The organism is Selenomonas sp., from assembly GCF_057272215.1.
Genome location: NZ_DBHIUY010000001.1, coordinates 133,804 through 145,486, shown reverse-complemented (window position 1 = coordinate 145,486; position 11,683 = coordinate 133,804). Strand labels below are relative to the sequence as shown.

The window sequence follows — 11,683 nt, the reverse complement described above, 5'->3', positions numbered from 1 at the left end:
CTTGACCTCTTGGGGCTTCATGGTACACCGACACGCTCCCTAAAAGCCCAGACAAACCTTGGTTCTTTCTTGCGTATATCTTACTTCTTCGGGTACATGATGTCGGCAAGTACATCGAGTGCGTCCGCTGCGCGGATGCCTGGGTTGATGGCGAACAACTCGTAGGGCAGAACGTAGACGCGCCCGTTCTTTACGGCGTCAACATCCGCCCATGCGGCATTGTCCTGCAGGTCGCGGCGCATCTTCGGCTCAAGCGTTTCCGTCGGGCCGTGTACGATCGCGAGGATGATGGAAGGGTTCTCACGCGCGACGAATTCCATAGAAAGCGGCAAATATGCGCCGTCGCCCGATGCGCGGTCAGCGATGTTGCCACCGCCGAGCAGCTCGATAAGTCCGCCCGTGAAGCATTTCGCCGTACCCATGTTGAAGCTCTCAGGCGAGCCGAATACGAGCAGCGTCTTGGGCGGCGCGCTTCCGGCAGCACGCTTTTCGACCTCGGCGAGCTTGTCCTTGATCGTCTGCACTTCTTTTTCGGCTCGTTCTTCGTCATCGGTGAGCTTGCCATAGAAGGAAAGCGCACTAAAGAGCGAGGGGACGTCGTCGAGGGCTTGGATGTAGATAGGCACGCCTGCATCACTGAGCGTATTTTCGAGGTCGATATGGAACGGTACATTCGTGCCGATGACGAGATCCGGCTGCAGCGAAAGAATCTTCTCCACATTCGGCTGATGAATGATGCCGACTTCCTCGGCGTTTGCCGTCTTTTCCACGACCGTCGGAGACAATGCCTGTGAACTGGGCTTTCCAACGACGGCTTGTGCGCCGCCCGCCGCAACGAAAAGGTCAAGATTCGAGGCGTTCAGGATGACGACACGCTTCGGATGCGCGGGCAGCGTGACTTCGCGCCCCATGCTGTCCGTCACCGTCAGTTCTTTCGGCTGAGACGCTTCCTGCGTGCGCGGCGTGAAGATCAGTACGATGACTGCCGCGAGGCAAAGAAACGCAACGCCTATACCAATTTTTCTCATAGAAACCTCCTGATCTGTAAGGAAACGCTGATAAAATGAAGTTGCCCAGATTTGCACAGATGCGCTGTGCCTATAGCGGTCAACGTCAGCCAATCATGCGGCGCGCTTCGCGCTTGCATTCTTGGGACGTTTTCGCATACGAGCCGTTGCCCAATCGCCTGCGTCCTTCGGACTTGCCTCTTGGACGGCTCAGTAAGGAGACAAACCGCAGGCGTAGCAGTGCTACGTCGAGGATTTGTCGACGACGAGAGGACAGTGCAGATGTGTGAAGATGGGCGGCTGAATTTATCAGTGGTTCCGCAAGCTCTTGATACCAAATCTAAAACTCCTGATACCGTTTCATGCGCCACACGCCCCAACTGAAGGCAATCGCTGTCAGAAGGGCAAGCAGCACGAACGATGAGAGTGCGCCGCCGTCCCAGCCGTCCGCCTGCAAAAGCGCGTTCGTGTGCGCGAGCGGCAGGAGTGCGACGAGCCGCCGCACGATCTCGGGCAGGTTCGCGATGGGGAAGAAGGAGCCGCAGAAGAACGTCATCGGGGTGATGAAGAAATTGATGATGATGGAGAACTGCTCCTGCCCACGAATGGAAAGCCCGACGGCGACGCCGAACGCCGCAAAGCAGAACGCCGTGAGGACAAGCCCGAGAAAGCCTGGCAAAGCGAGCAGCCGAATGCCGAAAAAGAGCCACGCGGCGAGAAATACCGCCGCTCCCGCGAGAATCGCACGCAGCGCACCGGCAAGCGCGATGCCGAATACGATAGACGCATCGCCGACGGGGCTCATGCGCAGCACGGAAAACGTACGGTAATAGAAGCGTGCTGCGCTGACGGAGATCGACGTTTGCTGGAAGCCGTTCATCATGACGGTGATGGCGAGCATCCCCTTCGCGAGATAGGCGATATATCCTCCCGTGACTTCAACGGCATTGCCAAGTCCCCAGCCGAATGCCAGAAGATAGATCATCGGAAAGAGCAGACCCGAAAAGAGATAGCCCAGACCGCCGATACGATGCACGAGCATCGCCATCTCACGCCGAAAGACCGGCCAGAAAGCGAATGGTATCACGGACAGCCCTCCTCATGCGAAAGGCGCAGGAACGCCTGCTCCAAATCCTTCGCATCGCCCGCCGCCGCGCGTATGCCCGCCGCCGTATCGACGGCGCGCAGCCTGCCCGCGCGTAAGAAGGCGATCTGATCGCAAAGGCTTTCGGCTTCTTCCATATAGTGCGTCGTGAGGAGCAGCGTCTTGCCCGCTTCGCGCAGCTCGCGAATCAGCGCCCAGATCTCCTGCCGAAGATCGGGATCCAGTCCCACGCTCGGCTCGTCGAGAAGCAATACGGCGGGATCGGTCATCGCAGCGCGTGCGATGACCGCGCGGCGCTTCATGCCGCCCGAGATTTCTTCGGGACGCTTATCGAGGAAGTCCGTGAGATGATACCGATTCGCCGTCTGTTGAACCGATGCTTTTGCATCTGTGATACCATACAGACGCGCATAGGCGAGCAGGCTCTCACCGACGGTCAGCTCGCTCTCCAAGGTATTCTCCTGCGGCACAAGTCCGATGAGCCGACGAAAGCGCACGCTGCGCTTCGCCGCATCCTCACCGCATACGCGAATCGTACCCGCATCGGGTCGCGCCAACCCTGCGACAAGCCGAATGAGCGTCGTCTTGCCTGCACCGTTTGGCCCCAATAGCCCCAAGACCGTGCCGGCGGCAACGTCGAGCGTCACATCTTCAAGGATCGTCTTACCCTTGCGGCTGCACGAAACGCCCAGTATCGTGATCGCCGCGCTGCTGTCCGCGCTCATACGGCAGCCGCCCTTTCTGCGACGCGCTCGGGCAGACAGAGCTTCGTTCGCCTGCCTGCGATCGTCACATCGCGCACGATGCTCTCGACGCCATACAGCTCGCGCACGAGCTCTTCGGTAAAGACTGCATCGGGGGCGCCGTCCGCGAGCACGCGCCCTTCATGAATGGCGATGATATGATGACTGTACCGCACGGCTTGATTGAGATCGTGCAGCACCATGACGACGGTCAGACCCAAAGACGCATGAAGATTTTCCACAAGCTCCATGAGCGCGAGCTGATGCCGAATGTCGAGATATGTCGTCGGCTCGTCGAGGAGCAGCACTTCCGGCTGCTGTGCAAGCGCCATAGCGAGCCGCGCACGCTGACGCTCACCGCCGGAGAGGGCAAGGATCGGACGCTGGGCGAACTTTTCCATCCCCGTGCGCGCCAGAGCCGCGCGACAGGCATCGCCATCCGCCTTGGAAAAGGAGTCCCAGAACTTTCGGTGCGGCAGCCGCCCCATGCGCACAAGCTCCATGACCGTGATGTCGCCCGGCGGCTCGGCGCTCTGCGGCAGGAACGCGACTTTTTGCGCGACGGCGCGTTCCGTCTTTTTCCACAAATCTTCTCCCAAGAACTCGACGCGCCCCGCGCTCGGCTTGAGAAGCCGCGCCAGCGCCTTCAACAGCGTCGATTTGCCCGAGCCGTTCGGCCCGATGATCGCCGTGATCTCTGCACGTCGAATGACCGCATCGACTGCATGGACGATCTCCGCTTTGCCGTAGCCGAGCGAAAGGCCGTATGCCTTTAGAACCTCCGTCATTCGCTTCACCTCCTTCGCAGTCCTTTTTTGAGCAGATAAAGGAAGAACGGCGCCCCCAAGAACGACATGAATACGCCGACCGGTATTTCAATCGGTGCAAAGGCAATGCGCGCTGCGGCATCTGCACCTGCGACAAGCACCGCACCCCAGATCGCGGCAGCGGGCAGCAGATAGTCGAAGTCCGAGCCGGTCAAGAGGCGCACCATGTGCGGCACGACAAGTCCGACGAAGCCGAGCATCCCCGCTGCGCTGACCGCCGACGCTGCCAAGAGCGCCGCCAGCAAAAGCAGCACGACACGCGCACGCGCCACATTGACGCCGAGGCTCCTCGCTGTCTCTTCGCCAAGCTGCAGGGCGTTGAGCCAGCGGCTGCCCAGGAGCGTGCCGGCGATGCCGACGAGGGTGTAGGGCAAGACCATTTCCACATGATGCCAACTGCGCCCTGCAAAGCCGCCCGCCATCCAATTCACCGTTCCCTGCACGCGGTCGGAGTAAAAGACCATCAGCGCTGTCATCGCACCGCCGAAGAACGCCGCGATAGCGACGCCTGCAAGAACCATGCGCATGGGATCGACACCGTTCTCCCACGACAGTGCAAAGACGAGCGCGACGGCGATCATCGCGCCGACAAACGCGCCGAGCGGCACAAACTTGACCTCTGCAGGGAAAAGAATCATGATGCACATGGCGGTCAGCCCTGCGCCCGCCGACACGCCGATGATGCCGGGATCGGCAAGCGGGTTCTTCAAGATCCCCTGCAGGATACAGCCCGCAAGTGCGAGATTGATGCCCGTCAGCGCACCCGTAATGATGCGTGGCAGACGAATGTGATAGAGAATACGATAGTCCTCGGGTGCACCGTTGCCCATGAGCGTCGGCACGATTGTCTCAGGCGCGATATGCACCGCCCCTGCCGAAGCGCTGACGATGAGCGCAAGGACGAGTGCGGCAAGTCCAAGGATGATCGCAAGCCGTCGCTTGTGCGCACGCGGATGTACCTCTGTTGGAAGAATTTCCTCTGATGCTTCCATTACGTCACTCCATTCATATATATTATTATTCTCATTTATTTCAGAAAAGAAAAGGAAGCCGTAAAACGAACTTCCTATTTAATATTTTCATATTTAATAATTATTATCATTTATCGTTAGTATTCTACTACATGAAAGTTTTCCTTGTCAATGCCTTTTTTTATGAGAAATTTCTTTGTTTTAGGAAAGCACCGGATGAGAAGCCAAAAGGGGCTATCGCACATAAATCATGCGCCCCAGCCCCTTTTCATACACAAAAAATGCCTCCGCCCCAGCAAAAGCGCATCGAAGGCGTTTATAACGGATATCGTACGCCATTCGAAGCGAGATATCCGACATAAGGTGATCGGACACTCGTGTTACCAAAACGCTTGGCCACAACATCCAATCTCTTCTGCGGTTTCACCGGAAACTTTGCCGAAGCATATCACGGCGAAAAAACGACCGTGACGGTCTCGCCCGGATCGATGACGCTGTAGGCAGGAGCGCTCTGGTAGCTCGCTCTGCCGGATCCTTCGGCTTCGAGCGTCACGCCGATCGCCGCGAGTTTTTCCGCCGCCTCGCGAATCGTCAGCCCGTCGAGATCGGGCATGACGACCTTGCCGCTCGGCACGACGTCGGGCAGTCGCGGCTTTTTCTTCGGCGGCGCCTGCGCTTCCTTCTGCGCACGCTTTTCATCCATCTCGATGAAAGGATCGCTCGACGGCTCGATGTGCATATAGCGGAACACCTGCGAGAAAATCGCCCCCGCAACGGGCGCTGCGATCTGTCCGCCGTAGAAATTGCCGCCCGTCGGATCGTCCAAGATGACGAGTACGACGAGCTTCGGATCGTCGATGGGCGCGAAGCCGCAGAACGATGCGATGTAGTGTCCATCCATATAGCCTGCGCCATTCGGACGAATCTTCTGCGCCGTGCCCGTCTTACCGCCGATGCGATAGCCTTTGACCTGCGCTTTTTGTCCGCCGCCCGCTGTGACTACCTGCTCCAAAAGCCCGACGAGCGTTTTCGTCGTCGCCGACTGCAGGACGCGGCGCACCTCATCGCGCTTCGTCTGAAGATAGAGCGAGCCGTCGGCGTTATGAATCTCCTTGACGATGTGCGGCTTCAAGAGAATGCCGTCGTTGGCGATCGCCGCCATCGCCGCCACGAGCTGCAGCGGCGTCACGGCGATGCTCTGTCCGATCGCCATCGTCGCCATATCTGAATCGCGCATGTTCTCCGGCTCAAAGAGGATGCCGCTCTCCTCTGCCGGCAGCTCGACGCCCGTCGGCTCGCCGAAGCCGAAGAGCTTCGCGTACTTCGTAAGTCTCTCGGCGCCGAGATCGAGACCGACGAGAGCGAATCCTGTATTGAGAGAGTTCTTGACAACATCGGTGAACGTCACCGTGCCGAAGCTCTCACCGTTCCAGTTCTGTATGCGCCGGCCCGAGACCATGACATGCCCGGGATCGACGAAGATCTGATTCGGCGTGACGATATTCTCTTCGAGCGCCGCACCTGCCACGATGGATTTGAACGTCGAGCCAGGCTCATATATCGAGGAAACGGCGAGATTTTTCCATGTCTCACTCGAATACTTGTCAAACTCGTTCGGGTTGTACGAGGGGCGCATGGCGAGCGCAAGGATATTGCCCGTCTTGGGATCCATGACGATCGCCGTCGCGTGCTGCGGCGCGTTCTCTGCCATCGCACGGTCAAGCTCCTGCTCCACAATGAACTGGATGTTGCTGTCGAGCGTCAGCGTCACCGTCTTGCAGCGGTCGCCTGTGTAAGTATCCTGCCGGAAGAGCGAGCTTAGAATCGGTCGGCTCTTCATATCCGTCAAGATGAAATTTTCCTCTTCCACACCTTTTATCATGCTGTCAAACTGCTGCTCGATACCGTCAAGCCCCTTATCGTCCGTACCGACGAAGCCAAGGACGTTCGCGGCGAGTACGTCGTTCGGATAGTAGCGCTTCGCCTCATCGCGAAAACCTAAGCAGTCGCTGTAAGACTTCTCCCGAATGAGAACCTTCACAGCGTCCGACATCTCCGGCTCCATGCGCCGCTTGACCCAGACGAAGCCGCCGCCCTGCGCAATATCTTCGAGGATGTCGCTCTCACTCAAGCCGATGATCGGCGCAAGGTCAGCGGCAAGCGCCGCTGCGTCCCCCACATGGCTCGGGTCGACGAAAAGCGACTTCGTCATCATCGAGACGGCAAGCTCTCTGCCGTTTGCATCGAGAATCCTGCCGCGCGGCGACTGCGCCACGCGCTCTTCGCCCGACTGTATGCGCACGCGCTCCGCCATCTCCGCGCCCTTGACGATCTGCACCCAGCCGTAGCGGCAAAGCGTCAGAAAGAACACGCCGAGCACGAGGAGCACCGTGATCTGCACGTTGTCACGCACACGCCGCCTGCGCTTTTCGACGCGCTCCGCCTTATTTTTCACGTTCAAGCTGAAAACCCCTTGTCGTTTTTTTCTATTATAGCATACGAGATAAGGTTTTAGGACATATACGGAGAAGAAAGACTCTTTTTATATACCTGTTTGACATGTATACGAAAAACAGCTATACTATTCGTATGATAAAAAATTTTGCCAGTAAGGAAACAGAAAAAATATATCATCAGCGCTTTTCTGCAAAGCTCCCGCAAAGCATTCAGAAAATTGCCCTTCGCAAATTGATCATGCTCGATAATGCCTCCTGTCTGGAAGATCTGCGTGTTCCTCCCGCCAATCGTTTGGAGCAGCTTGGCGGCGATCGACAGGGACAATACAGCATTCGTATCAATCAACAATATCGTATCTGCTTCCGCTTGGAAGGCAAAGACTCTATATCTGATGTCGAAATCGTAGATTACCATACCTGAACGGAGGAATAGAAATGCGTCTTATCGATACGCCAAAAATCAGTGAGATTCTCACCGAAGAGTTTATGGAGCCGTTGGGGATTTCCGCCTATCGCCTTGCCAAGGATATACACGTTCCCGTTTCACGGATTCAAGAAATTATCAAAGACAAGCGAGCGATCTCTGTGGATACATCATTGCGTCTCAGCAAATATTTCGGCGTTTCCGAACGCTACTTCCTTGACTTGCAAAACGACATCGCTGTACGGGAAACAAAAATCCGTCTGCAAAACGAACTTGAAACCATCCCTCGCCGACTCGCATGATGCCGCAAAAAGGGATGCACCTGCATCAGAATCGACGCAGGTGCATCCCTTTCTTTATGCGCTTCCCCAAATCACCAATGATACTTCTCGCCGCGGTTGATCTTGAAGGCGCGATAGACTTGCTCATAGAGCAGAAGCCGCACCATCTGATGCGTGAAGGTCATCGGCGAAAACGAGAGTCGAAGGTCGGCGCGCTTTCGCACCGCCGCGGAAATACCGAACGCGCCGCCGATGAGAAATGTGAGGTCGCTCTTCCCTTGAAGCGCGAGAGCGGCGATCTTTTCTGCAAGCGCTTCTGAGGAAAGAAGCTCCCCGCTCACATCGAGCACGATGAGAAAGCTCTTTTCCGGCACGAGGCGCAAGAGGTTCGCGCCTTCTTTTTTCAGCGCATCCTCTTTTTCTGCCTCGGACGGGCTTTCCGGCATACGCTCCTCGCGCGTTTCGATCAGCTCTACGGAAGCGAAGGGGGAAAGACGCTTCTCATACTCCGCGACGCCTTGGAGCAGATACTTTTCCTTGAGCTTGCCGACCGCCAGAATGCGTATCTTCATCGGTTCGACTGCGGCACCTCCTTGAGCGTCGCCGTCAGCGTTTGCTGCTTGCCGTTTCGCTCAATGACGAGTTTGACTTTATCGCCGACTTTATGCTCCGCGACAGCCGCCCGAAGTTCCGCGACCGTATTCGTCTCTGTATTGTCAACCTTCAAGATCAGATCGCCGCGCTCGACGCCCGCCTGATGCGCCGGTCCGCCGAGTTCAAGATGCTCGACGTAGACGCCCTTTTCCGCGTTCAGCGTGTAGCCGGCGCGCGACGCCGTCTCCTTGTCGAAGATGCCCACGCCGAGGTAGGGGCGCACGACGTAGCCGTTCGTCAGAAGCTGATCGATGATCTCCTGCACCGTGTTGATCGGGATGGAAAAACCGATGCCTTCGACGCCGTTCGCTGAGATCTTCGCACTGTTGATGCCGACGACTTCGCCGTCCGCGTTGACGAGTGCGCCGCCCGAGTTGCCGGGGCTGATCGCCGCATCCGTCTGGATGAGCTTCAGGCGGCGCTCACTGATGTCGAGCGTGCGGTTCAGCGCACTGATGACGCCCGCCGTCACCGTGCCTTGGAACTCAAGCCCCATCGGGTTGCCGATGGCGATGGCAGGCTCGCCGACGACGAGATCATCCGAATTGCCGAACTTCGCCGTCGGCAGCCCCGTCGCATCGACCTTCACGACGGCGATGTCCGTAAGCTCGTCGGCACCCACAAGTGTCCCCTTGAACGTGCGTCCGTCCGGAAGCGATACGGTGATCTCCTTCGCTCCTTGAATGACGTGATTGTTCGTGACGATGTAGCCGTCGCTCCTGAAAATGACGCCCGAACCGACGCCCTCCGTCTCAACCGGCATATTGAACCAATCGCGCACGATCGTCTTATTCGTAATGCCGACGACGGCGGGGCCTACCGAGCGAGCCGCACGCACCGCAGGCGTATTGCGCGCATCCGACAGCGGCTTCTGACTCGCCGCCTGCTCGATGGCGATATCGCCCGAGACGGAATTGTCCTTGCTCTTCGCCGTGCTGTCCGAGCAGCCGGCAAAGAGTACGGCGCCGACGACAAAGACGCCGATCATACCCGCGAGCGGCTTCTTCTTTCGATTCCAAAAACATGTCATGCAAATTCCTCCTCCATTCCCGAGGTTCTGCGGCGCATCTTTTCTTCGCGCCGCTGTAAAGCCATTATAGCACGGATTACACGTTTCGCAAGGGTATCGCGCGAGTTTCAGCAAACTGTAACATAGCCGCCGAAGCAAAGAGAAAACGCCCGCCAAAAGCGAGCGTTTTCCTTTTGCCTGCGATCGGATCTCAAAGCTTAAATTTCGCAACGCCTTCCTGAAGATCCTGCGCAAGATCGGCGAGCGTGTGGCTCGCGGCGGCGATTTCTTCGGCGGACGCCGCCTGCTCCTCGGAGACGGCGGATACGTCCGTCGCCTTCTGCTGCACCGCCTGCGAGAGCTCGCTGACCTGCTGCACCGTATCGACCGTGCTCTTGCAGTCCTTTTCGAGCATCCCTGTGATCGTCGTGACCTTGCCGACCTGCTCAATCAGCGCACGAATCGACTCCGCAATGCTTGCAAACTTCTCATCCGCAGCCTGCACATCGCCGACATTCGCCTTGACTTCGCTCGCCTGCGTTTTCGTCAGTGAGAACGCGCTCTCGATCTGCGCGGCGTTCTTGCCGATGACCGTGCTGATCTCCTGCGCCGCCTGCTCGCTCTGCTCGGCGAGCTTTCTGACTTCGTCGGCGACCACAGCGAAGCCCTTTCCCTGCTCGCCCGCACGCGCCGCTTCGATCGCCGCATTCAAGGCGAGCAGCTTCGTCTGACCGGAGATGTTCGTGATGACCTCATTGATCTCCGCGATATTCTTCGAACCGTCGTAAAGATTCTGCACGGCATCGCCGACCTTGACAGAGTTCGCTGCAAGATTTTCTACGCCGGCGACCGCCTTTTCAAGCGCCACCCGACCTTCCTGCGTCGCCTTTTCCGTCGTCTGTGCCACTCGCGTCGAGGCATCGACGACCTTGGCAATACTCTGCGTCTGTTCTCCCATATTGTGCGCGACTTCGTTCGCCATCTCCACGATGTCGTTTTGATGCGCCGCACGCTCGGCGATGTCGATGACGGCTTCCGCCGCCGCCTGTGACGCATTCGCCGTCTGCGTCGAGCTTGCCGTCAGCTCCTCCGACGAGGCAAGCACCTGCTCGGCAGCCTTCGATGTATCCTCGACCATCTTGCGAAGCGTCGCAAGCATCTCGCTTGAGCTGTTTTGCAGAACGCCGATCTCATCGACGCGGCCGCTCTTCACCAGCTTGTGCGTGAGATCTCCCTTGGCGATGAAGCTCATCGCTTCGGACAGGATCTCGATCGGAGAAATCATGCCGGAAAGGAAATAATAGGTGATGCCGCCCAAAAGCGCCAGGGCAGCCAGGCTGATGACAAAAATCGCATACGACATCCGCGTAACCGCCGCAAAAGCCTCGTCTTTCGGCACCTCAATGACGATGTGCCAATCCGTCGAAGGAATCGGCATCGCCTGATAGAACTTCGATACGCCGCCAAACTCCGCCTCGAACGCCTGCGGCTCCTTCGCGGTAAATTTCGCCGCCAGATCCTTATGCGCACCGCCGTCCATCTCATTGAGCGGCGGATCGTCAAACGTGAACTTCTTATGATAGATGAACTCGCTTGACGGACCCAGCACGAAGAGCGTCCCATGCTCGCCGACCTTTACATCCTGTAAGATGCTCGTCATATCATCGACGGAAACATCCATGCCGATGACGGCGACGACCGCGCCGTTCTTGCGGATCGCCTTGCTGACCGTCATGACCCGCGTCTTACCCAGATCCGACTGATAGACCTCGGAAAGCACCGCCTCATTGGAATCGACGGCTTGCTTATACCACGGACGTGTGCGCGGATCAAAGCCGTCCGAAGAAGCGTCCTTCGCTACGAAACTTCCGTCAGGAAATCCCACATAGAAATCAAACACGTCCTCGCGTGCCGAGAGGTCATAAACCACCTGCTGCAGCTGCTCTCCCTGCGGCATACCGTCCTCCCAGTCTTGCACGATGGTTTCTACCATAGCGCGCTTTTCCTGGACGCTGCCGCTAAGCTCCGCTGCATAGCGAGCCGCACGCTGTTCCATAGCGACCTCCAGCGACTCCTTCAAGCCGGAACTTGCCATAAAATAAATGATTGTACCCATGAGAACAAAAATGACGATGAGCGGTATGCCTATGCTCAAGAGCATCTTCGGTTTGAGCTTCATTTCTTCTTCCTCCCTGCTGCTTATGTC

At 57.6% G+C, this 11,683-nt stretch carries 11 protein-coding genes; 2 read left to right on the top strand and 9 right to left on the bottom strand.

The features are described from left to right. Positions 1–80: 80 nt before the first annotated feature. From ACO5Z0_RS00695 to ACO5Z0_RS00670, 6 genes are all read right to left on the bottom strand, one after another. Complete coding sequence (locus ACO5Z0_RS00695) at positions 81–1,028, bottom strand: ABC transporter substrate-binding protein (RefSeq protein WP_485648789.1); 948 nt, start codon at positions 1,026–1,028, stop codon at positions 81–83. A 319-nt stretch (positions 1,029–1,347) separates the two neighbouring features. Then, positions 1,348–2,094, bottom strand: coding sequence for an ABC transporter permease (locus ACO5Z0_RS00690; RefSeq protein WP_442673804.1), 747 nt, complete (start codon positions 2,092–2,094; stop codon positions 1,348–1,350). Continuing rightward, entirely contained in the window at positions 2,091–2,837 is a 747-nt protein-coding gene (locus ACO5Z0_RS00685; protein ID WP_485648788.1) for an ABC transporter ATP-binding protein, read from the bottom strand. Before ACO5Z0_RS00685 ends, ACO5Z0_RS00690 begins: the two co-directional genes overlap by 4 nt. Next, positions 2,834–3,643, bottom strand: coding sequence for an ABC transporter ATP-binding protein (locus ACO5Z0_RS00680; RefSeq protein WP_485648787.1), 810 nt, complete (start codon positions 3,641–3,643; stop codon positions 2,834–2,836). Before ACO5Z0_RS00680 ends, ACO5Z0_RS00685 begins: the two co-directional genes overlap by 4 nt. A gap of 5 nt (positions 3,644–3,648) precedes the next feature. Continuing rightward, positions 3,649–4,674, bottom strand: a complete 1,026-nt coding sequence (locus ACO5Z0_RS00675; RefSeq protein ID WP_485648786.1) for a FecCD family ABC transporter permease — start codon at positions 4,672–4,674, stop codon at positions 3,649–3,651. Positions 4,675–5,101: 427 nt separating this feature from the next. Next, positions 5,102–7,114, bottom strand: a complete 2,013-nt coding sequence (locus ACO5Z0_RS00670; protein WP_485648785.1) for a penicillin-binding protein — start codon at positions 7,112–7,114, stop codon at positions 5,102–5,104. 98 nt (positions 7,115–7,212) lie between these two features. Between ACO5Z0_RS00670 and ACO5Z0_RS00665 the strand changes: the two genes are divergently transcribed. Further along, complete coding sequence (locus ACO5Z0_RS00665; protein ID WP_485648784.1) at positions 7,213–7,530, top strand: type II toxin-antitoxin system RelE/ParE family toxin; 318 nt, start codon at positions 7,213–7,215, stop codon at positions 7,528–7,530. A 14-nt stretch (positions 7,531–7,544) separates the two neighbouring features. Continuing rightward, positions 7,545–7,835, top strand: a complete 291-nt coding sequence (locus ACO5Z0_RS00660; RefSeq protein ID WP_485648783.1) for a HigA family addiction module antitoxin — start codon at positions 7,545–7,547, stop codon at positions 7,833–7,835. Between the two features lie 71 nt (positions 7,836–7,906). Here ACO5Z0_RS00660 and rlmH read toward each other — a convergent pair whose 3' ends face one another. From rlmH to ACO5Z0_RS00645, 3 genes are all read right to left on the bottom strand, one after another. Continuing rightward, on the bottom strand, positions 7,907–8,386 hold the full coding sequence (gene rlmH / locus ACO5Z0_RS00655) for a 23S rRNA (pseudouridine(1915)-N(3))-methyltransferase RlmH (RefSeq protein ID WP_442676463.1): 480 nt from the start codon (positions 8,384–8,386) through the stop codon (positions 7,907–7,909). Then, positions 8,383–9,498: a S1C family serine protease gene (locus tag ACO5Z0_RS00650; RefSeq protein ID WP_442676464.1), complete on the bottom strand. Its 1,116-nt coding sequence runs from the start codon at positions 9,496–9,498 to the stop codon at positions 8,383–8,385. Before ACO5Z0_RS00650 ends, rlmH begins: the two co-directional genes overlap by 4 nt. Before the next feature lie 190 nt (positions 9,499–9,688). After that, the gene (locus ACO5Z0_RS00645) at positions 9,689–11,656 is read right to left on the bottom strand and encodes a methyl-accepting chemotaxis protein (protein WP_485648782.1); all 1,968 of its coding nucleotides are present in this window, start codon (positions 11,654–11,656) and stop codon (positions 9,689–9,691) included. Positions 11,657–11,683 lie beyond the last annotated feature (27 nt).

Bases quoted from the DNA above. Each gene is read 5' to 3' on its own strand.
- ACO5Z0_RS00660 (WP_485648783.1), top strand. From the start codon at position 7,545: ATGCGTCTTATCGATACGCCAAAAATCAGTGAGATTCTCACCGAAGAG.
- ACO5Z0_RS00675 (WP_485648786.1), bottom strand. From the start codon at position 4,674: ATGGAAGCATCAGAGGAAATTCTTCCAACAGAGGTACATCCGCGTGCG.
- ACO5Z0_RS00650 (WP_442676464.1), bottom strand. From the start codon at position 9,498: ATGACATGTTTTTGGAATCGAAAGAAGAAGCCGCTCGCGGGTATGATC.
- ACO5Z0_RS00645 (WP_485648782.1), bottom strand. From the start codon at position 11,656: ATGAAGCTCAAACCGAAGATGCTCTTGAGCATAGGCATACCGCTCATC.
- rlmH (WP_442676463.1), bottom strand. From the start codon at position 8,386: ATGAAGATACGCATTCTGGCGGTCGGCAAGCTCAAGGAAAAGTATCTG.
- ACO5Z0_RS00680 (WP_485648787.1), bottom strand. From the start codon at position 3,643: ATGACGGAGGTTCTAAAGGCATACGGCCTTTCGCTCGGCTACGGCAAA.
- ACO5Z0_RS00665 (WP_485648784.1), top strand. From the start codon at position 7,213: ATGTATACGAAAAACAGCTATACTATTCGTATGATAAAAAATTTTGCC.
- ACO5Z0_RS00685 (WP_485648788.1), bottom strand. From the start codon at position 2,837: ATGAGCGCGGACAGCAGCGCGGCGATCACGATACTGGGCGTTTCGTGC.
- ACO5Z0_RS00695 (WP_485648789.1), bottom strand. From the start codon at position 1,028: ATGAGAAAAATTGGTATAGGCGTTGCGTTTCTTTGCCTCGCGGCAGTC.